The organism is Kribbella sp. NPDC051770, from assembly GCF_040681455.1.
Classification (GTDB): Bacteria; Actinomycetota; Actinomycetes; order Propionibacteriales; family Kribbellaceae; genus Kribbella.
Genome location: NZ_JBFAYT010000013.1, coordinates 57773 through 79232, shown reverse-complemented (window position 1 = coordinate 79232; position 21460 = coordinate 57773). Strand labels below are relative to the sequence as shown.

The 21460-nt window shown below is 71.2% G+C and carries 21 protein-coding genes; 12 read left to right on the top strand and 9 right to left on the bottom strand.

The features are described 5' to 3' along the window. The first annotated feature begins 15 nt into the window (after positions 1-15). Both AB0M01_RS32965 and AB0M01_RS32960 read left to right on the top strand, forming a co-directional pair. On the top strand, positions 16-798 hold the full coding sequence (locus AB0M01_RS32965) for a DeoR/GlpR family DNA-binding transcription regulator (RefSeq protein WP_363676391.1): 783 nt from the start codon (positions 16-18) through the stop codon (positions 796-798). Next, positions 795-1952 carry an MFS transporter gene (locus tag AB0M01_RS32960; RefSeq protein WP_363676390.1) on the top strand — a complete coding sequence of 386 codons (1158 nt, stop codon included), beginning with the start codon at positions 795-797 and terminating at the stop codon, positions 1950-1952. Before AB0M01_RS32965 ends, AB0M01_RS32960 begins: the two co-directional genes overlap by 4 nt. Before the next feature lie 96 nt (positions 1953-2048). Here AB0M01_RS32960 and AB0M01_RS32955 read toward each other — a convergent pair whose 3' ends face one another. Then, a complete protein-coding gene (locus AB0M01_RS32955; RefSeq protein WP_363676389.1) occupies positions 2049-3155 on the bottom strand; it encodes an aminotransferase class I/II-fold pyridoxal phosphate-dependent enzyme in 1107 nt (368 codons plus the stop codon). Positions 3156-3297: 142 nt separating this feature from the next. Beyond that, a complete protein-coding gene (locus tag AB0M01_RS32950; protein WP_363676388.1) occupies positions 3298-3891 on the bottom strand; it encodes a TetR/AcrR family transcriptional regulator in 594 nt (197 codons plus the stop codon). Positions 3892-3964: 73 nt separating this feature from the next. Between AB0M01_RS32950 and AB0M01_RS32945 the strand changes: the two genes are divergently transcribed. Genes AB0M01_RS32945 through AB0M01_RS32930 form a run of 4 tightly spaced genes read left to right on the top strand, consistent with a single transcriptional unit; the run spans position 3965 to position 7697 of the window. Further along, positions 3965-5167 (top strand): cytochrome P450, encoded by a 1203-nt coding sequence (locus tag AB0M01_RS32945; RefSeq protein WP_363676387.1) that lies wholly within the window; start codon positions 3965-3967, stop codon positions 5165-5167. Further along, positions 5167-5358, top strand: coding sequence for a ferredoxin (locus tag AB0M01_RS32940; protein ID WP_363676386.1), 192 nt, complete (start codon positions 5167-5169; stop codon positions 5356-5358). The genes AB0M01_RS32945 and AB0M01_RS32940 overlap by 1 nt, the downstream gene beginning before the upstream one ends. Before the next feature lie 22 nt (positions 5359-5380). Beyond that, entirely contained in the window at positions 5381-6505 is a 1125-nt protein-coding gene (locus AB0M01_RS32935; protein ID WP_363676385.1) for an FAD-dependent oxidoreductase, read from the top strand. Positions 6506-6563: 58 nt separating this feature from the next. Continuing rightward, a complete protein-coding gene (locus tag AB0M01_RS32930; RefSeq protein WP_363676384.1) occupies positions 6564-7697 on the top strand; it encodes a D-alanine--D-alanine ligase family protein in 1134 nt (377 codons plus the stop codon). Between the two features lie 36 nt (positions 7698-7733). Here AB0M01_RS32930 and AB0M01_RS32925 read toward each other — a convergent pair whose 3' ends face one another. Next, positions 7734-8330 (bottom strand): XRE family transcriptional regulator, encoded by a 597-nt coding sequence (locus tag AB0M01_RS32925; protein ID WP_363676383.1) that lies wholly within the window; start codon positions 8328-8330, stop codon positions 7734-7736. Positions 8331-8422: 92 nt separating this feature from the next. Here AB0M01_RS32925 and AB0M01_RS32920 point away from each other — a divergent pair, with 92 nt between their 5' ends. The 3 genes from AB0M01_RS32920 (at position 8423) to AB0M01_RS32910 (ending at position 12386) form a co-directional block, all read left to right on the top strand. Beyond that, a complete protein-coding gene (locus tag AB0M01_RS32920; RefSeq protein ID WP_363676382.1) occupies positions 8423-9949 on the top strand; it encodes an MFS transporter in 1527 nt (508 codons plus the stop codon). A gap of 208 nt (positions 9950-10157) precedes the next feature. Beyond that, on the top strand, positions 10158-10973 hold the full coding sequence (locus AB0M01_RS32915; protein ID WP_363676381.1) for an SDR family oxidoreductase: 816 nt from the start codon (positions 10158-10160) through the stop codon (positions 10971-10973). Positions 10974-11723: 750 nt separating this feature from the next. Then, positions 11724-12386, top strand: a complete 663-nt coding sequence (locus tag AB0M01_RS32910; protein WP_363676380.1) for a DUF4129 domain-containing protein — start codon at positions 11724-11726, stop codon at positions 12384-12386. Between the two features lie 715 nt (positions 12387-13101). Here AB0M01_RS32910 and AB0M01_RS32905 read toward each other — a convergent pair. The 6 genes from AB0M01_RS32905 to AB0M01_RS32880 all read right to left on the bottom strand — a co-directional run bounded on the left by AB0M01_RS32905 (position 13102) and on the right by AB0M01_RS32880 (position 18691). After that, positions 13102-14325 carry an MFS transporter gene (locus AB0M01_RS32905; RefSeq protein WP_363676379.1) on the bottom strand — a complete coding sequence of 408 codons (1224 nt, stop codon included), beginning with the start codon at positions 14323-14325 and terminating at the stop codon, positions 13102-13104. Then, positions 14322-14849 (bottom strand): helix-turn-helix domain-containing protein, encoded by a 528-nt coding sequence (locus AB0M01_RS32900; protein WP_363676378.1) that lies wholly within the window; start codon positions 14847-14849, stop codon positions 14322-14324. Before AB0M01_RS32900 ends, AB0M01_RS32905 begins: the two co-directional genes overlap by 4 nt. Positions 14850-14934: 85 nt before the next feature. Beyond that, complete coding sequence (locus AB0M01_RS32895; protein WP_363676485.1) at positions 14935-16113, bottom strand: DUF6596 domain-containing protein; 1179 nt, start codon at positions 16111-16113, stop codon at positions 14935-14937. A 773-nt stretch (positions 16114-16886) separates the two neighbouring features. Next, complete coding sequence (locus AB0M01_RS32890) at positions 16887-17303, bottom strand: YciI family protein (protein WP_363676377.1); 417 nt, start codon at positions 17301-17303, stop codon at positions 16887-16889. Positions 17304-17855: 552 nt separating this feature from the next. Beyond that, positions 17856-18308 (bottom strand): DUF3515 domain-containing protein, encoded by a 453-nt coding sequence (locus tag AB0M01_RS32885; RefSeq protein WP_363676376.1) that lies wholly within the window; start codon positions 18306-18308, stop codon positions 17856-17858. A 149-nt stretch (positions 18309-18457) separates the two neighbouring features. After that, positions 18458-18691 carry an Lrp/AsnC ligand binding domain-containing protein gene (locus AB0M01_RS32880; RefSeq protein ID WP_041290445.1) on the bottom strand — a complete coding sequence of 78 codons (234 nt, stop codon included), beginning with the start codon at positions 18689-18691 and terminating at the stop codon, positions 18458-18460. Between the two features lie 295 nt (positions 18692-18986). Here AB0M01_RS32880 and AB0M01_RS32875 point away from each other — a divergent pair, with 295 nt between their 5' ends. From AB0M01_RS32875 to AB0M01_RS32865, 3 genes are read left to right on the top strand one after another with little or no spacing between them, the layout of a single operon-like run. Then, positions 18987-19949 carry a thiamine-phosphate kinase gene (locus AB0M01_RS32875; protein WP_363676375.1) on the top strand — a complete coding sequence of 321 codons (963 nt, stop codon included), beginning with the start codon at positions 18987-18989 and terminating at the stop codon, positions 19947-19949. A 15-nt stretch (positions 19950-19964) separates the two neighbouring features. Continuing rightward, complete coding sequence (gene thiD / locus AB0M01_RS32870) at positions 19965-20777, top strand: bifunctional hydroxymethylpyrimidine kinase/phosphomethylpyrimidine kinase (RefSeq protein WP_363676374.1); 813 nt, start codon at positions 19965-19967, stop codon at positions 20775-20777. After that, positions 20774-21445, top strand: a complete 672-nt coding sequence (locus AB0M01_RS32865; RefSeq protein WP_363676373.1) for a DinB family protein — start codon at positions 20774-20776, stop codon at positions 21443-21445. Before thiD ends, AB0M01_RS32865 begins: the two co-directional genes overlap by 4 nt. Positions 21446-21460 lie beyond the last annotated feature (15 nt).

Sequence of the window (21460 nt, the reverse complement as noted above, 5' to 3'; positions counted from 1 at the left end):
GTTAGATTCGACGGCGTGAAGAGTGCCGAGCGTCAGCGAGTCATCGTAGAACGGCTGCAGGGCTCGGCCCGGATCGCAGTGGCCGAACTGGTCGAGCTGACCGGTGCCTCGGACATGACCGTGCGCCGCGACCTCGACTACCTGGCCGCGCAGGGCGTGCTCAAACGCGTCCACGGCGGCGCCGTCTCGGCGATGCCGGCCGGACTCGAACCGCCGTTCGCCGCGCGTTCGACGGCGGCGGTCAAGGCCAAGCAGGCGATCGCCGCGGCGGCCGTCGACCAGCTGCGTGACGGCGACTCGATCGTGCTCGACAGCGGTACGACGGCGCTCGAGGTCGCGCGGCTGCTGCGCGGCCGGACGATGACGGTGATGCCGTTGTCGCTGCAGGTCGCCCAGGAGCTCGTCGACAACCCGCGCATCCGGCTGCTGCTGCCCGGCGGCGAACCGCGCAAGGGCGAGCAGGCGCTGGTCGGCCCGCTGACGCTGGCCTCGCTGCGCGCGCTGCGCTTCGACGTCGCGGTGCTCAGCCCGTGCGCGTTCAGCCTGGAGGCGGGGCTCACGGCGTACGACCTGGGGGACGCCGAGGTGAAGCTGCAGGCGCTCGCCGTGGCGACCCGTTCGATCGCGCTGGTGGACGGCGCGAAGTGGGACCGCGCGGCGCTGGCCTACGTCTGCGCCGCCGACCGTCCCGACCTGATCATCACCGACCCGTCGGCCCCGCAGGACGAGCGGGCCGCGCTGGCCGAGCGCGGCGTCCTCGTCCAGGTGGCCGGCTCAGCTGTGGAGGACGTTCTGTGAGCACGATCGTCGCCGCGCCGCCGCGAGCGGCCCGGATCGCGACCTGGGTGTACTTCGGCATCAACGGTTTCGCCATCGGGCTGTGGGTGGTGCACATCCCGAACATCGAGCACGCGACCGGGATCACGCACAGCACGCTCGGCCTGCTGTTGCTCGTGCTCGGTGGTGCTGCGTTCCTGGGGATGCAGGTGGCCGGGCCACTCGCTGATCGGGTCGGGCAGCGTCGGCTGGTGCCTGCGTCGGCGGCGTTGCTGGGGGTGTCGCTGTTCGGGCCGGGGCTGACTGACTCTTGGTGGACGCTTGGGCTGACGCTGATGCTGCTTGGCTTCGCGAACGGGTCGCTGGATGTGGGGATGAACGCGCACGCCGTCGTCGTCGAGCGGGCTTACCCGCGACCGATCATGGCGGCGTTCCACGCGATGTGGTCGATCGGTGGGGCGATCGCCGCGCTGATCGGGGCGATGACGTTGCGGGCCGGCGTACCGACCGAGGTGACGTTGGGGGCTTGTGGGGTGCTGCTGGTCGTCGTGTCGCTGGCGACGAGCCGGTACCTGATCGAGGCTGAGGTGCCGGAGTCCCATGAGGAAGCGCCCTCGAGCAAGCCGCCGGCGAAGTTGGTGTGGGCGTTGGGTGGGCTGGCTTTCGGGCTGATGCTGGCGGAGGGGGTTGCGAACGACTGGGCTGCGTTGCAGTTCCGGGATGTGCTGGGGACTTCGACCAGTACGGCGGCGTACGCGTACGGCGCGTTCGCGGTGGCGATGACGGTCGGGCGGTTCGCGACGGACCGGGTTGCCGCGGTGATCGGTGCGATGGCGATCGTGCGGTACGGCGCTGCGCTGGCTGCTGTCGGATTGACCGTGGTGATTCTGAGCCCGTGGGTGGTTGTTGGACTGATCGGCTGGGCGATGTTCGGGCTCGGGTTGGCCGGGGGAGTGCCGCAGCTGTTCACGGCGGCGGGGAACCTGGATCCGCGGGCCTCGGGGGCGTTGATGGCGAAGGTTGTTGGGCTTGGGTACGTCGGGTTGCTGGCCGGGCCGGCGTTGATCGGTGGGTTGGCGCACTTCATGCCGCTGAACATCGCGTTCATCTTGCCTGCGGTGCTGTGCGTGCTGACGGTGATCGGAGCGCCGGTGTTGCGGGCCAGGAAGCCCTGAGCCCCGCCCGCCGTCGCCCTGCCCCACCGCCTCACCCGCTCCCCGGCTCACCCGCTCCCCGCCTCACCGGCTCCCCGCCCCGCAGGGGCGGGCGGGCTAGGCCTTGAGCGCTTGCTCCAAGTCGGCCCACAAGTCGTTCGGGTGCTCGATGCCGACCGACATGCGGATCAGGTCGACGGGGATCGTCGGGACCTCCGCGGGCCAGCGGCGGCGGCGTTCGAGCATGGACTCGACGCCGCCGAGGCTGGTGGCGTGGACCCACAGCTTCGTGGACTGGCAGACGCGCTGAGCCAGCTCGGCGTCGCCGCCGAGCTCGACGGCGAGGATCGCGCCGAAGCCCGACATCTGCGCCTTGGCGCGGGCGTGCCCGGGGTCGTCGGTGAGGCCGGGGTAGCGGACGCGGCTGACCCGCGGGTGCTCGCGCAGGCGCTCGGCGAGGAAGGCGGCGTTCGACTGCGCGCGCTCCAGCCGGAGCGCGAGCGTGCGCAGGCCGCGCAGCCCGAGCCAGGCCTCCATCGGGCCGGGGATCGCGCCGAGGTTGCGGCGCTTCGACTCCAGCGTCGTCCACAGGTCGTCGTTCGCGGTGACGATCGCGCCGAGCAGTACGTCGGAGTGCCCGGCGATGAACTTGGTCGCCGAGTGCATCACCAGATCCGCGCCGAACTCCAGCGGACGCTGCAGCAGTGGTGTGGCGAAGGTGTTGTCGACCACGACCAGTGCGCCGGCCGCGCGTCCCGCCGTACAGAGTGCCGGTAGGTCGGCGACCTCCATCGCCGGGTTGGTCGGGGACTCGATCCACAGCAGGTCTGCTCCGGCGACGGCCGCGACGACCTGGTCGGTGTCGGCGATGTCGACGCGCTGCAGCTGCAGCCGACCGGCTGCAGCCTGCTGGTCGAGCAGACCGAGTACGCCGCTGTAGGCGTGCTGGGGAGCGACCACGCGCCCGCCGACCGGGATCAGGTCGCAGATCGCCGCGACCGCGCCCATGCCGGAGGCGAAGGTGAGCCCGCGGCCGCCTTCGAGCTCGCCGAGGGTCTGCTCGAGCGCGGCCCAGGCGTCGTTGTCGAAGCGCCCGTAGCCGCGGTCGCCGCCCGCGATGTAGGTGGAGCTGAACACCGGCGACTCGCCGAGCGGCGCGTCCGGCACCCGCTCGGGGCGTCCGGCGTGCACGACGACGGTGGACGGATCGAGCGCAGGGGTCATGCGGGGATTGTCGCAAGCGGAGTCAGCCGGGTCGGGCCGGGGGGAGAGGCAGCGGGGTGGGCGGGGGAGAGCGAGCGGGGCAGCAGGTGGCGCAGGGGAAGGCGAGCGGGCAGCAGATCGCGCAGGGGAAGGGCGGCGGAGGTCAGCGGGTGGCCGACGGCAGCGGGATGCCGCGGTCCTCGAACAGCTGCAGGGCTTCGCGGGCCAGCGCTTTGATCGACGGGCCGGCGGGGTCGCCGACCCAGGTCTCGACGACGATCTCGATCACGTTCATCGTCGTCCCGGCCGCGAGCTTGGCGGTCAGCGCGGAGCCGGCGGACCGGCGTACGAGCTCGGTGCTGAGGTCCTTGCGCCAGCGCCAGATCGCGTCGGTCAGGTGGGCGCTCAGCGACGGGGTCTGCTCGGCCAGTTCGTAGACCGTGCGGACGCGGTCGGGGTTGCTCTGCATCCGGTCCAGGACCCGGTCGATCACCTGGGCCAGCGCGACCGGCAGCTCCAGCTCGGCCGGCTGCTCGCGCAGCCAGTCGATCGCGCCGAACAGCGAGTCCTCGACGAACTCGATGACCAGGGTCTCCTTGGTCGGGAAGTAGCGGTAGAGCGTGCTCGGCCCGACCTCGGCGGCCGCGGCGATCTGCTCGACCGTGGTCCGGCCGAAGCCGTGGTCGCTGAACAGCTCGAAAGCCTTGTCCGAGATCAGCCGGCGGGTTCGTTCCCGCTTCAGCTCACGCAGTCCCATCTGCTCAACTTACTTCCTTTTGAAAAGCAACACAGACAGTCATATGGTAGTCACTTCCAGCTTTGGAGGTTCGATGACCGACTTTCCGCACACCCGGCCGAGCGGCTGCCCGTTCGACCCCGCCGCCGGGTACGCCGACCTACTGGCCGGGCCGCAGCCCGCCAAGGTGTCCACCCCGCTCGGTGTCGACGCCTGGGTGGTCAGCCGGTACGACGAAGTGCGCGAGGTGCTCAGCAACCCGAACCTGAGCTCCCGCTCGGCTCCCTCGGCGCACATGTCGCCGCACGCCGACCTGGAGCGCGAGGTCGACTCCGGCTCGGTGCTGCAGAACGACGGCGAGCGCCACGCGCACCTGCGCCGGCTGCTGACCGCGGAGTTCACCGTGAAGCGAGTGCAGGCGTTGCGGCCGCGCATCGTCGACCTGGTCGAGGAGCACCTCGACAGGTTGCTCGCCACCGGCGGACCGGTCGACCTGGTCGAGCACTTCGCGCTGCCGATCCCGTCGCTGGTGATCTGCGAGCTGCTCGGCGTACCGTACGCCGACCGCGACCAGTTCCAGCACTGGTCAGCGCTGCTGCTCTCGGTGCAGCGGACCCCGCAGGAGCAGCAGGAGACCAGCGAGGAGATCCAGCAGTACATGGCCAAGCTGGTGCTGGCCAAGCACGAGGACCGCTCTGCTGACGACCTGCTGACGCGGCTGATCACCAGAGCCGAGGATCAGGGCACGCCGCTGACCGTGCCCGAGCTGGTGTCGATCGGCATCACGCTGCTGATCGCCGGGCACGAGACGACGGCGAACATGATCGGCCTGAGCACACTGGCCTTGCTGCGCAACCCTGATCAGCTGGAGCAGCTGCGGGAGCACCCGGAGATCGCACCGGCCGCAGTGGAGGAGATGCTGCGGTACCTGACCGTCGTGCAGTTCGGCCTGTTCCGGCACGTGCTCGACGACATCCCGATCGGCGACGAGACGGTCAAGGCGGGCGAGTACCTGATCGCCGCGATCACCGCCGGGAACCGGGACACCAGCGTCTTCCCGGACGCCGACCGGATCGACCTGACCCGCAAGGCGTCGGCGCACCTGGCCTTCGGCTTCGGGCCGCACCAGTGCCTCGGCCAGCAGCTCGCACGGGTCGAGCTGATCGAGGTCTACACGCGGCTGTTCCGGCGGATCCCCGGGCTGCGGCTGGCGGTGCCGTTCGAGGAGCTGGAGTTCAAGCACGACGCGCTGGTCTACGGCCTGGCCGCGCTGCCGGTGACTTGGGAGGCGAAGTGATGAACGTCGACATCGACCAGGAGAGCTGCGTCGCGGCCGGGCAGTGCGTGCTGGCCGCGCCGGAGGTCTTCGACCAGCGGGACGAGGATGGCGTCGCCGTACTGCTGCGGGAGCCTGGTGCTGACGAGTACGCCGCCACCCGTGAGGCTGCGTTGCTGTGTCCGGCCCGTGCCATTGTGCTGAGCGAGTAGTTCCGTGGAGCAGGTAGTCATCGTGGGAGCTTCGGCTGCGGGCTCCACGACCGCACAGACGTTGCGGCGAGAGGGGTTCGCCGGAGCGATCACAGTGATCGGCGACGAGCCGCACCTCCCGTACGACCGGCCGCCGCTGTCGAAGCAGGTCCTGCTCGGCAGCTGGCCGGCTGAGCGCACCAGCTTCGGCGCCGGTACGACGTACGCCGAGCAGGGGATCGACCTGCGGCTTGCTACCCGCGCTACTGGGCTGGACCTGGCTCGGCGGGAGGTGGCCTTGTCGACTGGCGAGGCTCTCGGCTGGGATCACCTGGTTGTGGCCACGGGCGTGCAGCCCGTGCGGCTCAGCGACGGGCACCAGTTGGCCGGCGTACACGTGCTGCGGACGCTGGACGATGCTGTGGCGTTGCGGAAGTCGCTGGTCGACGCTGCGTCGGTAGTGGTCGTGGGAGCTGGGTTCCTGGGGTCGGAGACGGCTGCTGCGGCTCGCCAGCTCGGCTGCGAGGTGACGCTGGTCGACCTGGCTCCGGCGCCGCTCGCTGTGCAGCTGGGCGCTGAGCTGGGGTGGATGCTCGCCGAGCTGCATGCGGCGAACGGCGTACGGGTTGTTGGTGGGTCTGGTGTGACGCGGCTCCTAGGGGAGTCGGCTGTGGAGGGCGTCGAGCTGTCGGACGGTTCGGTGGTGAAGGCGGATGCTGTGCTGGTTGCTGTCGGGTCCCGTCCGGTAACCGACTGGTTGGATACGTCCGGGCTGCCGTGCGGGGACGGCGTGTTGTGTGACGAAGCGCCGGCTGGAGTGCATGCGGCGGGCGATGTCGCGCGGTGGACGAGCCCGCGGTTCGGGACGTCGCTGCGGCTGGAGCACCGGTTCAACGCGACCGAGCAAGCGGTCTGGGCCGCTCGCCGGATCCTCGGGCAGGAGGTCGACTTCGACCCGATCCCGTACTTCTGGACCGACCAGTACGACGCCCGCATCCAGGTCTACGGCGTCGTCGCGCCCGACGCGCGGATGGTCGTCGTGGCCGGCGATCCGGCGGCCCGGAAGTTCCTCGCCCACTACGTTTCCGGCGGCCGCGTGAGCGCCGTACTGGGCTGGAACATGCCCCGCGAACTGCGCTCCGAGCGGGCGCTACTGACAGCAATCTGAAGACATCTTTACCAAACCCCGGTCAAGCCGCGGCCGTGCTAGCGCTATCGTCGAGCCGGTGAGTGAGTTCTCGAGGGACGAAAAAAGCAAGCCCCGCGTCGCTGTGGTTTTCGGCGGGAGGTCGAGCGAGCACGCGATCTCCTGCGTGACCGCGGCCAACGTGCTGCAGGCGATCGACCGGGACAAGTACGAGGTGGTTCCGGTCGGGATCACCACCTCGGGACACTGGGTGCTGGAGAGCGGTGACCCCGACCGGCTGTCGATCACCGACGGCAAGCTGCCCGAGGTGGACGTGACGGCGGCCCCGGTGCTGTTCGGCGCCGACCGCGAGCTGGTGGTCTCCGAACCCGACCAGGTGCCGAGCACACTCGGCGAGGTCGACGTGGTCTTCCCGCTGCTGCACGGCCCCTGGGGTGAGGACGGCACGCTGCAGGGCCTGCTGGAGATGTCGGACATCCGGTACGTCGGCTCCGGCGTCCTGTCCAGCGCGGTCGGCATGGACAAGCACTACATGAAGGTCGTCTTCGCGGCGGCCGGCCTCGAGGTCGGCCCGTACGTCGTGATCCGCGACCGCGACTGGCTGCGCGACCCCGGCGCCTGCCGGGCCGCGGTGGCCGAGCTGGGATTCCCGGTCTTCGTGAAGCCCGCGCGCGGCGGGTCGAGCCTGGGGATCAGCAAGGTGTCGTCGGCCGACGAGCTGGACGCGGCGATCGCCGAGGCCCGTGCGCACGACCCGAAGGTGATCGTCGAGGCGTCGGTGAAGACGCCGCGCGAGATCGAGGTCGGCGTACTGGGCGGGCTGAACGGCGGCCTCCCCGAGGCGAGCGTCTGCGGCGAGATCGCGATCTCGGGTGGCGGGCACGACTTCTACGACTTCGAGACCAAGTACCTGCCGGAGGGCGAGGAGTACACGGCCCTGTCGGTGCCCGCGGACCTTCCCGACGACGTGGTGGCGGAGATCCGGGCGAAGGCGCTGACCGCGTTCGACGCGATCGAGGCCGAGGGGCTGGCGCGGGTCGACTTCTTCCTCGACGGTGACGGCCGGGTGATCATCAACGAGATCAACACGATGCCGGGGTTCACGCCGACCAGCATGTTCCCGCGGCTGTGGGCGGCGTCGGGGCTGGACTACCCGGCGCTGGTCGACCGCCTGCTGACGCTGGCGCAGACGCGGCCTACCGGTCTGCGCTGACGATGCGGCCCGGCTTCGGCCGTACGGCGGTACGCCTCACTTCGGTCCGCGCTGCTTCGGAGCAGCGCGGACGTGGGCGCGTTCGCCCTGCTTGCCGACCAGGCTGAGGAACTCCACCGGACCTGAGCTGGTGGCGCCGAACCAGTGCGGCGTACGGGTGTCGAACTCGGCCACCTCGCCCGGTTCGAGGACGATGTCGTGCTCGCCGAGCACCAGCCGGAGCCGGCCGTTGAGGACGAAGGCCCAGTCGTAGCCCTCGTGGGTGCGCAGGTCCGGCTCGGCGTCGTCGCGCCCGGCCGGGAGCACGAACTTGTAGGCCTGGATGCCGCCCGGCCGCCGGGTCAGCGGCAGGATCGTCCGGCCGTCGTTGGTCGGGATCGGCCGCAGGTTGATCCGCGGATCACCGGTCGGCGGCGCGTCGACCAGTTCGTCCAGCGTGACCCCGTGCGCCCGGGCCAGCGGCAGCAGCTGCTCGAGGGTGGGACGCCGGAGCCCGGCCTCGAGCCGCGACAGCGTGCTGGTCGAGATACCGGTCTGCGCGGACAGGTCGCTCAAGGTGACCTCGCGGCGCTGCCGCAGCGTCTTGAGCCGCGGTCCCACCGCGCCGAGGGTGCGATCGATCGTTTCGTCCATGCCGCCAGCTTGCCATTCGGCAACAACGTTTGCCGGATCGATTGCCCCTGGCCACGATCGGGAGGTACCAGCCGTTCGCTGAAAGGACCTCCGTGAGTACCCACCTCCCACCCGCCGTCGACGCCGGCCCGACCGTCGACGACCCGGCTCAGCGCCGTACGGTGCTGATCGCGGTCTGTGTCGCGCTGATGGCCGTCGTCGCCTCGGTGACCGGCCTGAACGTGGCCCAGCCGCAGCTCGCCGTCGAGTTCGGCGCCTCCCAGACCGAGGTGCTGTGGTTCATCAACCTCTACACGATCAGCCTCGCCGCGCTGCTGCTCCCGCTCGGCGCGCTCGGGGACCGGTGGGGGCGCAAACCGGTGCTGCTGGCCGGCCTGGTTGTCTTCGGCGTCTCGAACGTCGCCGCCGGACTGGCCGGTACGGCGGAACTGATGCTCGCCTCCCGGCTGCTGTCCGGAGTGGGCGCCGCGATGATCATGCCGGTCACGCTCGCGGTGATCACCTCGACGTTCCCCGAGGCCGAGCGCTCCAAGGGCATCGGGGTCTGGACCGCGGTGGCCGGCGGTGGCGGCATCATCGGGATGTACCTGTCGGCGCTGCTGGTCGACGTCGCCACCTGGCGCTGGCTGTTCGTCCTGCCGATCGCGCTCGTCGTGGTCTCGGCGGCGCTCGTCGTACGGTCGGTCCCCAACTCTCGTGAGTACGCCGCCCACCGCTTCGACGTCGTCGGCTCGCTCACGTCGGTCGTCGCGGTGGTCGGGCTGATCTACGTGCTGCACGAAGGTCCGGTGCACGGGTGGACCGAACCGATGACGCTGATCGCGCTCATCGGCGGGCTGGTCGCGGCAATCGGTTTCGTGCTGTGGGAGCTGCGGCAGGCCGCGCCGCTGCTCGACGTCCGGCTGTTCGGGCAACACGGTTTGGCCGGCGGGTCGGTGACGCTGCTCGTGGTGTTCGGGGTGCAGGCCGGGATCCTGGTGGTGTTCTTCCCGTTCCTGCAGGCCGTGCTCGGGTGGTCCGCGCTGAGCGCGACGCTGGCGATGATGCCGATGGCGCTGCTGATGATGGTCGCCTCCGCGGTCGCGCCGCGGCTGGCACTGCGGATCGGGAATCGGGCGACGATGGCGACCGGGGTCCTGCTCGGCGCCGCCGGCCTGGCCCTGATGGCGGGGCTGGTGTCCGCCGATCGCGGCTATCTGTCCGTGCTGCCAGGCCTGCTCGCGATGGGGCTCGGGATGGGGTTGTCGATGACGCCGTCGACCGAGGCGATCACGAGCTCGTTGCCGCGTGAGCGGCAAGGTGTCGCCTCGGCGCTCAACGACGTGACCCGTGAGTTCGGCACCGCGCTCGGGGTCGCGCTGCTCGGCGCCGTGCTGTCCGCGGGCTACCGGGCCGCGATCGACCCGCGGCTGGACGGCGTACCTGGGGACGTCGCGGCGGCTGCGCGTCAGGGAGTGGCGAACGCGGTCGCGGGCGGTTCGGACACGGTGGTCCGAGCCGCGCAGCAGTCGTTCGTGGAGGGGTGGCAGCAGGCGATGTGGGTCGGGGCCGGGGTGATGGCTGGGCTGTTCGTCTTCGTGGTCGCCCGGGCGGGGCGGGCGGGTGGGGAGGAGGTCTGATGGAATGAGCGCGGTTTTGGGCGGTCGGCGAGGTCGGTGTGGGCGGGCCTTCGGGGGTCGGGTGAGTGCGGACGGCTTGGCCGGGCCTTCGGGGGGCGGCTGTGTGCGGTCGGCCTGGCCGGGCCTTCGGGTGTTGGGCGTCAGCTGAGTGCGGTCGGCGTGACCGGGACGTCGGCGGCCCGGGCGTTCGGGCGACGACCCGGACACCGTGCTCGCGGAGCGCGGTGAGGACCTCGTCGCCGTCGCGGACGGCGGTACGGCAATCGATGAAAGCGGGTGCGCGGAGATGCGGGTGTGTGTCGTGACGGGCGGCGGCGGGGTGCGGATCGGCAGCGGGATCTGCCGGGCGCTTGCTGCCAAGGACTGGACCGTGGTGGTCGCCGACCAGGATCTCGCCGCGGCGGAGCTGGTCTCCGAGGAGCTGCAGGCGGGCGGCGCGACCGCGGCGGCGATGCGCCTGGACGTCACCGACACCGAGTCGGTCCGGGAGGTCGTCGCGGCGACTGTGACGGCGTACGGGCGGATCGATGCCTGGGTCAACAGTGCGGGCGTCGGGCTGCGCAAGCTCGGTACGGAGGCGACGCCGGAGGAGTTCGACCGGCTGCACGCGATCAACTACCGCGGCGCCTGGACCTGCATCCGTGAGGTCGTACCGGTGCTGCTCGACAACGGCGGCGGCGGAATCGTCAACATCGGCTCGGTCCACGCCGCCGGCGCCGCCGAGACCTTCACCCTGTACGCCGCGACGAAGGCCGCCCTCGCGGCCTTGACCCGCGGCATCGCCCGCGACCACGGCCGCGAGAACATCCGCTGCAACATCGTGCATCCCGGCGCCGTCGAGGCCCGGGGCCGTGAGCACCTGCTCGCCGACTTCGTCGCCGACCACCAGATGCTGCCGACCCCGGTCGAGGCGATCGACATCGGCAACGCGGTCGCCTTCCTGCTGTCCCCGGAGGCCCGGGCGATCACGGGGGTCGAGCTGTTCGTGGATGCGGGTACGACGGCGATGCTGTTCGACAACTGAGCCGGGGCCGATCGAGGATCGGTTGGATGCGTGATCGATGAGCGCGCGGGATGGTGAGCCGGAGCCTGTACCGGCGCATCGGCGGGCCGACGTTCGGCATGCCGACGCCGGCGCAGCGTCCCGGCGTACCGGCCGGCCTCGCCGCCCGGGCACCACACCCAAGGCCACCAGACACCCCAGCCGGAGCCAACCCCACACCCGCAGCCCAGTCGACAGACCAATCGCAGCCGCCGGCCTCGGCGCCTTCCCCGGGTGAGACCCACCCCGCGGCGCAGGCATAGGGCCTCACGCACCCGCCGCTCAACGCGCACGTGTCGCGCCCACCCCTCCCTCGCGGCGCCCTCGTCCACCCCGGCGAGCGCCACACCCTCGGCGCAGGCCGGGCCGGCATCGGCATTTCTTCCGAGCCAGGCACCGGCGGGGAGGTAGACGACTGACGCCGGCGTACCGGCGTACCGGCGCTCAGGGCCGGGCGGCGCAGTGGCTGGTCCTGCGGACACCGGGAGGCGGTCGCTCAGCGGCGGCCGGCAGATCCAGAACGCGATGCCGGCTGTTGCGCTGCCGGGCGGAGTCCGGCGGCTCGGACGACTCCGAGCAGACTCGGGCGACGCCCGGGACTCCGGCAACACCCGCGGCTCCGGGCAGACTCCGGCGGCTCCAACGGCCAGGGAGACTCGACGACCCGGCGGGCCGACGGGCCGACTTGGCCCCGCCGTCCCCTCACACTGGTGCCCTGGGGACGGGGGCGACTTGCGGCGTACACGTGGACTCTGGCTGACCCTCGGCGGGCTCGCCGCCGGCGTACTGATCGTGATCGCGGCCGCGGCCGGAAGCGTCCGGCCGTGGCAGAACCAAGACGGTCCGCCGGCGCCGCTTCGAACCCCACGCGGTACGCCGACGCCGCCGAAGCGCCCGGAGTCGGTCCCCACCGCCACCCCAGGCTGGTGGGACTGGCTGGTGACAGGCCTGCTGAGCGTCGTACTGGCTGTGACGCTCCTGGTGATCGCCCGCGTGGTCTACGTGAAGGTGACCGACCGCACCCAGCAGCGCGCCAGAGCCGAGCGCGACGCCCACTTCAGCCGGGTCGCAGCGATCCGCGACGAACAGCTGGAAGCCGCCCTCGACGCCGGCCTCCAAGCGATCACCTCGGCCGCGCCCACCGATGCCGTGATCCGCTGCTGGGCGGCCTTGGAGTCGTACGCCGCCGACGCGGGCATCCCCCGCGAACCCTCCGAGACCTCGTCGGAGTTCACCGTCCGCGTCCTGGCGGCCCGCGACGTCCCACCAGCGGACCTCCACCTCCTCGCGTCCCTGTACCGCGAGGCGCGGTTCTCCGAGCACGGAATCGACGAGCCCACCCGCAGCCAGGCCCAGGAAGCCCTCACCCGCCTCCGCGCGGGGCTGAGCCGCTGACCCGACGACCGGCCGCTCCAGCAGGTCGCAGCGAGGTGTCCCCGAGCGTGCCCTCCCGCCCCGGCGAAGCTGCCGACGAACGGGTACCGCCCGACGCTGGTGTGCTCGACTCGATCTCGCGGTCGACCATGCCGTGGATCTTCAGCCGCCTGCGCGCGGGGCTGAGGTGTTGATCTCCGCCTCGGCTCGGGGATGTGACGCTGCCCCTCCGCCTCGGCGCAGGGCTCAGACGCTGCCCCCGCGCCCGAGCAGGCTCACGCTGGCTCCCGCCTGCCTCTCCCCGCTCGGGTGGGCTCACGCGGGCTTCCGTCCCCGCCCACGTCTCTCCGCCCGAGCGGGCTCACGCCGGCTTCCGTGCCCGCCCACGTCTCTCCGCCCGAGCGGGCTCGCGCCGGCTTCCGCCCCCGCCCCTCTCGTCCCGCATCTCCTCGCCGAGCGGGTCGCGATCGCTCCCGCCCCGCCCGAGCGGGCTCACACCGGCCCTCGCCTTTCCCCGCCCGAGCGGGCTCACGCTGGCTCCCGGCCCGCCGTGCCGCTCTTCGCCTGAGCGGGCTCGCGCTGGCTCCCGACCAGCTCCGCGCCTCTTCGCCTGAGCGGACTTATACCCGTCCCGCCCCCGCGTGCTTCGCCTGGGCGGGCTCACACCCGCCCCGCCCGAATGGGCTCACGCTGGTTCTCGCCCCGCCTCTCCCGGGCCCTCGCCCCCTCGCGCGACTCAGACGCTCACCGTCGTCGCGCGCGGCAGTTCGCGCACCGACCGGGACAGCAGCGGGAGTAGCGCGACCACGACGTACGCCGTACCGGCGACGATCATCACCGGCTGGATCCCAAACGCCAGCCCGAGCGGCCCGAACGCCAGCTGGCCGATCGGGATCGCCGCCACCGAGCCGAGCATGTCGTAGGAGTACGCGCGCGAGAGCATCTCGTCCGGCACGTGTTCCTGCATCGCCAGGTCCCAGCCGAGGCCGAAGATCTGGCTGCCGACCCCGGCGGCGAACGCGGCGATCATCGCGGTGACCAGCAGCGGCTGGAAGCCGAGCACGAGCATCGGCGCGCCCTGGACGGCGATCGCGATCATGCCCCACAGCAGCGGTCGGCGCAGGGTCAGCCGGATCAGTACCAGCGAGCAGACCAGGAAGCCGACCGCCTGCGCCGAGCGGATCAGCCCCCACCCGGCCTCGCCGAGGTCGGTGCGCGTCGCGAGCACCGGACCCAGCGTGGCGAACGCGCCGCTGACGATCGCGTTCAGCAGGAAGAACGCGGCGACCACCACCCACAACCACTGGGTCGAGCGGACGTAGCTCCAGCCCTCGCGCAGGTCGGCGGCGACACCCTTGCGCTGCCGGCCTTCCACCGGACGCGGGATGCGGACGCGGGTCAGCACAAGTGCAGCGAGCAGGTACGTCGTACCGTCGACCGCGAGCGCCCACCCGGGCCCGGCAGCCACCACCAGCAATCCGCTGACCGCTGGTCCGAGGACCATCAACGCGTTCTCAGGAACGGCGACGGCCAGGTTCGCCGGCTTGAGCTGGTCGCGGGGGACCAGCTGGGGGAGGATGCCGGCCAGCGCCGGCATCCGAGCGGCGGTGACCGTACCGCTGACCGCCGAGAGCACTGCGAGGTGCCAGATCTCGGCGGTGCCGGTGATCACCAGGACGGCGATCGCGAGCTGGCTAAGACCGGAGGCGACGTTCGTCACCTGGATCACCACGGTCCGTCCAAACCGGTCGGCCAGGACGCCACCCGCGAGCAGGAAGACGACCAGGGGGATGCTCTGCGCGGCCAGCACCGTCCCGAGGGCGGAGGCCGAGCTGCTGACCTCCAGCACCGCGAACGCGAGCGCGACGCCGGCCATCGTCGTACCGGCGCGGTCGATGAGGCGGGCCAGCCAGTAGTAGCGGAAGTTCGACTCACGAAGCGGTGCGAGGGCGCCTTTCACGACTTGGTCCTCCGGGTCATCTCGAAGATCCAGGAGGTGGCGCTGACGTGCACTGTGCCCGGCGTACGGGGTGGTTGGTTGCTGTCGTGGATCAGCGCTGACGCCTCCTTCAGCAACGCTCGCACCTGGTCGGAGACCTCCGGCGTGACCCAGGCCTCGATGTCGCTGAAGTGGTTGCGTCCGGCCCGTTTGCGGAAGCGCAGGCGGCGCTCGACCTCGCGGGCGAGGGCGCGCAGCTCGGCGACGCGGCTCTGGGTGACGCCGTGCTTGCGGCGCTCGCCGCGGTGCTCGTGCGGGTAGCGGTAGCGCTTCGCGACCCCGCCGCGGATCCGCTCCTCGCCGGCCTCGACGATCGCGCCGGACTCGAACAACAAGCGCAGGTGGTACGACGCGTTGGCGTGCGTCAGGTCCAGCTCGCGCGCCACCTCGGCAGCGCTCATCGCCGTACCGGTGAGCAGCGACATGATCCGCAGCCGCACCGGGTGCGCCCCGGCCCGCAGCTCCTTGATGTCGTCGTCCGTCATCGCCTGTCCTCACTCCCCAACAAGTCTTGGGGGGAAGGATGCCCGCGGCGCTTGCGACTGTCAAACAGTTGTTGGGGAGTCAGAGTCAGAGACCGGCGAGCTTCTTGTTCAGATACCGCTGCTGCGGGACGCTCGTGGCGAGCTCGGCCGCGCGCTCGTACGCCGCTCGCGCGGCGCCCGGGTTGCCGGACATCTCCAGCAGATGCCCACGGACGGCGTACAGGCGATGGTCGACGGTGAGCCTGGGGTCTTCGTCGATGGTGGCGAGCAGCTTGAGGCCGGCCTCGGGGCCTTGGGACATGGCGACGGCGACGACGTGGTTCAGCGCGGTCATCGGGTTGTCGGTGAGCTGCAGCAGTACGCCGTACAGGGCGGCGATCTGCGGCCAGTCCGTCTCGGCGGCGGTCGGCGCCTCGTCGTGAACGGCGGCGATCGCGGCCTGGAGCTGGTACGGCCCGAGCGGGCCGCGCGGGAGCGCCGCGGTGATCAGCGCGATCCCTTCGTCGATCGCCGGCCGGATCCAGAGCCCGCGATCCTGCTCGTCCATCGGGATCAGCTCACCGGACGCGCTGGTGCGGGCGGGCCTCCGCGCGTCGGTGAGCAGCATCAACGCGAGCAGCCCGACGACCTCCGGATCGTCCGGCAGCAGTTCGTGCAGCATCCGAGCGAGCCGGATCGCCTCCGAAGCCAACTCGACCCGATGCAGCTGCGCCCCCGACGTACTGGCGTACCCCTCGTTGAAGATCAGGTAGACGACCTTCAGCACGGCACCGAGCCGATCAGCATGATCAGGCGGCAACGAAAACCGCGCCCCACTCGCCTTCACGGTTTGCTTGGCCCGAGTGATCCGCCGAGTCATCGTCGCCTCGGTGGTCAGAAACGCCCGCGCGATCTCGCTCGTCGTCAGACCGCCAACCGCGCGAAGAGTAAGCGCGATCTGAGACGACGCCGAAAGCGACGGATGACAGCAAAGAAACAGCAGAATCAACGTGTCATCAGAATCAGCCACCGGCTCCTGCGGCACCACCATCCACTGCGCCACCTGCTGCTCCCGCCGCAACCGAGCCTGCTCCGCCCGCAACAAATCAGTCAGCCGCCGCGAGGCCACAGTCACCAGCCATCCCCGCGGGTTGTCCGGCAACCCATCCACCGGCCACTGCTTGGCAGCCGCCAACAGGGCCTCCTGCACGGCGTCCTCCGCAGTGTCGAAGTGCCCGTACCGGCGTACGAGAGCCCCAAGCACCCGCGGCGCCAGCTGCCGCAGGAGTTCCTCGGCCGACTCGGTCGTCTCGGTTGGCGCTCCCGCACTGACGTCCGGCTCCGCCTGTACTCCCGCTCCTCCGACCCGCTCGGTGGGCACTCCTGCACCGACGGCCGGCTCGACGGGCGTTTCCACACCTACGATCGACTCCGACGGGGCTCCGGCACCGGCGAACCGCGCAGCGGGTGCTCCCGTGCCAGCGACCGGCCCGGCGGGTGTTCCCGCGTCTCTCGCGGGCTCCCTGCGCGCTGCCGCACCGCTGTCCGGCCCGGCCGCGTATCCCGCGCGCGCGATCGGCTCGGCGGAGGCGTCCGTGTCCCCGGTCGGCTCGGTGGGTGCAGCCGCTCCTGCGGTCAGCTCGGCAGGTTCTCCCGCACCGGCGCCTTGCTCGGCGGGCGCTCCTGTGCCTGCAATCGGGTCGGCCGGTGCTCCTGCCCTCCGCTCGGCCGGTGCGCCCGCGACCTGTGCGGTGGGTGCCCCGGAATCTGCGGTCGGTGTTCCCGCGCCCTGCTCGGCGGGCGCCCCCGCACCGGCGGTCGGCCCGGCGCGGGTTCCCGTATCTCCTGCGGGCTCGCTGAGCGCTGCTTCACCTCTGCTCGGCTCGGCGAGCGCTTCCACGTCCGCGGTCGACTCGGCGGGTGCAGTTGCACCGGCGGTCGGCCCGGCCGATGCGCCCGCGTCCCACTGGCCGGGTGCTCCCGCACCGCTGTCTGGTCCGGCCGGGTCTCCCGGGCCGCCGGTTGGCTCGGCGGGCGGGAGGTCCGTGGGGTGGTTCATCAGGCGAGCATGTCGTCGCGTCCTTCGACGACCGGGCGGATGTCGGCGTACGCCGTGGCTCGTACGTGTTCCGGGGCCGGCGTGTCGCCGAGGCGGGAGGCGATCTCGACCGCGCGGTCGAAGGAGTCGCACTCGACGATCCAGTAGCCGGCGAGTACCTCCTGCGTTTCGGCGTACGGGCCGTCGGTGACGACCGACTCGCCGTTCTTCGACCCGATCCGGCGGGTCAGCACCGGCGCGGCGAGGCCGCGGGTCTCGACCAGTTCACCGGACTCGGCCAGGTCGGCGTTGAACTTCTCCATGAACGCGCCCATCGCCATGAAGTCCGCCTCGGTCCAGGCCGGCTTGCCGGTGTCCTTTCCGGCCATGCCGTCGTAGTCGGTCTGCGACGCGTAAGTCAGGATCATGTACTTCATGCCATCTCCTCGGGTAGCGAGTGACACCACTGTGGCGCCTCTCACCCAGTAGGTCGACGCCCCCACGCGGAACCGGACATGAGTCCGCGGAGGAAATACGGAGGTTCCGCTTCCAGCCGTGAACCGGGTCTTCGAGCCGCCCCGGCGGTCGAGGACGGAGCGTCACCTCGCGGACGGGGCGCGCGTGGGAACGCTCGGGGCAGCGGACGTGCAGCACTCAGTAAGTGTCGCGCTGGCGCTCGGGCCGCCGGTGCGCCCCGCTCGGATGCGGGCCTTCAGGGGGGTCGGGCGCGAGGTTAGTGAGTGGTGGAGTGACAGTGATCGACGCCCACCACTGACCAAGCGGCGGCACAGGCTGGCGGTCCCGCCTGAGCGAGACTGATTGGACCGGGGTGGTGGGGGTTGATCAGTGGTGGGTGTCGGTGGCTCCGCTTTGCTGCGGCCTGCTGGGGGATTCTTGCTCGTTGTCGCGCGGCTGGGAGTGGCAGCTCCGCCTTCGACGTCGGGTCAGTGCGGAGGTTGGTGCACGGCTGGATGCGGAAACTCCGTTTGCTACGTGCAGGGGGTGATCAGCTGGTTGTGGGTTTTGATCGTGTCGGAGACGTCGGTGAGGGCGTTCGCCTCGGGGGTGTACTTCTTCGGGACGGCGATTTCGACGTACAGCTTGCGGCCGATGGTGGTGAAGATGACGCCGTTCGAGGCTTCCTTGGCGAACCAGCCGACGCCGTTGACCTCGAAGCACTGGGACTGGGCTTGGGCCATGCCGGCGGGTGGGGAGACGCCGCAGGTGATTTCGATGGGTGGGTCGCCGTACGCCGCGGTGAGCGGGCTCTCCGGCGTCGTCGAGCGGGGATCGGCGTCGAGGATCTTCGCGGGGAGGGCCTTGATGAGGGGTGCGCAGGCGTCGCTGACCTCGGGGGCGGGCTCGGGGACCGCGATCGGGACCGGGTCGGAGCCGCAGGAGGTGAGGGCGGCCAGGAGGGCGGTGGTCAGCGCTACGCGCAATGCCGAGCGGAGTGCGGCGGCGCGCCCTGCGCGGGGCGTGGCGAGCGCGCGCCCTGCGCGGATGGTGGCGAGGGCGCGCGGCTCGGGCCGTACGGCGTGCTTGTGGTGCTGACCGGCCGGTGCGGGGGTCAGGGGGGACCGGTTGATGGTCAGATGTGGACGACGGGGCAGGTCAGGGTGCGGGTGATGCCGGGGACGTTCTGGACCCGGGCGACGACCAGCTTGCCGAGTTCGTCGACGTTGCGGGCTTCGGCGCGGACGATCACGTCGTACGGGCCGGTGACGTCCTCGGCCAGGGTGACGCCCTGGACCTCGGCGATCTGCGCTGCGACGTCGGCGGCCTTGCCGACCTCGGTCTGGATCAGGATGTAGGCCTGGACCACCACGTCGTTCTCCACTCAGTCGTCCTCAGCGGGCACCGGTCACAGTACTGCAGAGCGGCCGGGCGTACTCGTCGTTGCCACGTCACCGTACCGCCTCGGACGTGTCTGGCATATCCCCGCGTGCTGCGCGTCACTCGGCACGGCACCTCGGCGCACTGGCGCAAAGGCCACGATGGAAAAACATCGAGGCCTTCACGCCAGCACGCCGAGCTACCGCACCGAGCAACTGCTCGCGACTGCGGGGATATGCCAGACACGTCCTAGACTCACTGCGGCGATATGGGAGGTCTAACACGTGACAGAGACGTTGGGCACTACCGGGGAGTTCGGGCTGATCGCGGCCGTCACCCGGGGGCTGTCCAGGAGTGAGGACGTCCTGGTCGGGCCGGGGGACGACGCGGCGGTGGTGGCGGTGCCGGACGGGCGGATGGTGATCACCACCGACCTGCTCGTCGAGGGCCGGCACTTCCGGCAGGACTGGTCTTCGGCGTACGACGTGGGCCGCAAGGCCGCGGCGCAGAACCTCGCGGACGTGGTCGCGATGGGTGCTCGCCCGACGGCGCTGGTGGTCGGGTTCGGTGGGCCCGCGGACCTGCCGACGGCGTGGGCGATCGAACTGAACCAGGGGCTCGCCGACGAGGCCGAGCTGGTCGGCGCGAGCATCGTCGGCGGCGACACGGTGCAGTCGGAGAAGATCCTGGTGTCGGTGACCGCGTTCGGTTCGCTCGACGGCCGGAAGCCCGTACTGCGGTCCGGCGCGCGGCCGGGCGACGAGCTCGCGGTCGCGGGGCGGCTCGGGTGGGCCGAGGCCGGGTACGCCGTGCTGACGCGCGGCTTCCGCTCGCCGCGGACCGTCGTCGACGCGCACCGCCGGCCACAACCCCCGTACGCCGAGGGCCCGCGCGCCGCGCTCGCGGGCGCGTCGTCGATGTGCGACGTGAGCGACGGGCTGATCGCGGACCTGCGGCACATCGCCGAGGCGAGTCAGGTGGTGATCGACGTCCGCACCCAGGCGCTGGCCGTCCCGGAGCCGCTGCAGGCGGTCGCCGCCGCGACCGGGCTCGACGCGCTGACGTTCGTGCTGACCGGTGGCGAGGACCACGCGCTGGTCGGGACGTTCGAGCCGGCCGACGTACCGGACGGGTGGACGGTGGTCGGGACGGTTGCTGAGGGCAATCAAACGGTGCCGGCCGGGACGGTGACGGTGGACGGGGAGCTGTTCGGGTCCGTCGCCGGTCACGCCCACTTCACGAGTTGAACAGGAGCCAGACAGATGACGTCCGCCCCGCCCAGAGTGCTCACCGTCGCCGGGTCCGACTCCGGTGGTGGAGCCGGGATCCAGGCCGACCTGAAGGCGATGCTGGCCAACGGCGTGCACGGGATGAGCGTGCTCACGGCGATCACCGCGCAGAACAGCCTCGGCGTCCAGGGTGCCTGGGAGCTGCCGGCCGAGCAGGTGCAGGCGCAGTTCCGCAGCGTGGTCGACGACATCGGCGTGGACGTGGTGAAGACGGGCATGCTCGCCTCCGCGGACATGGTGCGAGTCGTCGCGGCGCTGCTGCGCACGCTGCCGCCGGAGGTGCCGGTGGTGGTCGACCCGGTGGCGGTGTCGAAGCACGGCGACCCGCTGCTCGGTGCTGAGGCGATGGAGGCTGTCCGGTCGGAGATCGTGCCGCTGGCGACCGTACTGACGCCGAACCTCACCGAGCTGGGTCCTGTCGCCGGTGTGGAGCTGCGGACGCTGGAGGACCGTGAGCTGGCCGCCAAGACGTTGCTGGACACCGGTGCGTCCTGGGTGCTCGTCAAGGGCGGGCATGATGACGGTGACCTGGCTACTGATGTGCTGCACGGGCCCGGTGCCCGGCAGGAGTTCAGTGCGCCGCGTGCGGACAACCGGCACACGCATGGGACCGGCTGCACGCTGGCCAGCACCATCGCGTCGTACCTGGCGCGCGGGTACGACGTACCGTCGGCAGTAGGTGCGGCGAAGGAGTACATCAGCGGTGCGGTCGCCCACGGGTTCGCCCTGGGTGGAGGGATCGGGCCGGTGGATCACGCGTGGCAGTTCCGAGGGAGTGGTCAGTGAGCAAGCAGCAGCCGCCGGTCGACGGGCTGTGTGAGCAGTGCGGGTTCAACTACGGCACGGGTGACCTGCAGGGCACCGTGACGCTGCTGGTCCGCCAGGCCGCGGAGGCGGCGATGGCGCTGACCAAGGCGGCGGCGGGGCCGGACCCGGACGTGGTCCGGCTGCGGCCGGAGCCGGAGGTGTGGTCGGCGATCGAGTACGCGTGCCACGTGCGGGACGTGCTGGAGGTGCAGCGGCTGCGGATCGCGCAGTGCCTGGCCGAGGACCGGCCGGTGTACGCGCCGATGGACCGGACCGGGCGGGTGAAGCAGGAGAAGTACGAGTTCCAGAACCCGGTCGAGGTCGGGGCGGCGGTGATGAAGTTCGCGCGCGAGTTCGGTGCCGCGGCGCGGGTGCTGACGCCGCAGGAGCTGGGGCGGTTGGGGTTGTACAACTACCCGGTCCGGGCGCCGCGGTCGCTGAGCTGGATCGTGCGGCACACGGCGCACGAGATCCAGCATCATCGGCACGACATCATCGAGATCCTCGCGGAGGTGGAGCCGCCGATCGTGCCGGCGCCGAAGCCGGTGGTCGAGGAGACCGCGGAAGAGGTCGCCGGTGTCGAGCAGGGCGAGAGCGTTGTCGTGCGGGACATCAATGCGATCGAGGAGGACGTGAACGCGGGCTAGCGCGCGTACGAGCGG

Excerpts from the sequence above, each read along its gene's own strand:
- AB0M01_RS32955 (WP_363676389.1), bottom strand. The coding sequence starts at position 3,155 with ATGACCCCTGCGCTCGATCCGTCCACCGTCGTCGTGCACGCCGGACGC.
- AB0M01_RS32950 (WP_363676388.1), bottom strand. The coding sequence starts at position 3,891 with ATGGGACTGCGTGAGCTGAAGCGGGAACGAACCCGCCGGCTGATCTCG.
- AB0M01_RS32945 (WP_363676387.1), top strand. The coding sequence starts at position 3,965 with ATGACCGACTTTCCGCACACCCGGCCGAGCGGCTGCCCGTTCGACCCC.
- AB0M01_RS32940 (WP_363676386.1), top strand. The coding sequence starts at position 5,167 with ATGAACGTCGACATCGACCAGGAGAGCTGCGTCGCGGCCGGGCAGTGC.
- AB0M01_RS32925 (WP_363676383.1), bottom strand. The coding sequence starts at position 8,330 with ATGGACGAAACGATCGATCGCACCCTCGGCGCGGTGGGACCGCGGCTC.
- AB0M01_RS32900 (WP_363676378.1), bottom strand. The coding sequence starts at position 14,849 with ATGACGGACGACGACATCAAGGAGCTGCGGGCCGGGGCGCACCCGGTG.
- AB0M01_RS32890 (WP_363676377.1), bottom strand. The coding sequence starts at position 17,303 with ATGAAGTACATGATCCTGACTTACGCGTCGCAGACCGACTACGACGGC.
- thiD (WP_363676374.1), top strand. The coding sequence starts at position 19,965 with ATGACGTCCGCCCCGCCCAGAGTGCTCACCGTCGCCGGGTCCGACTCC.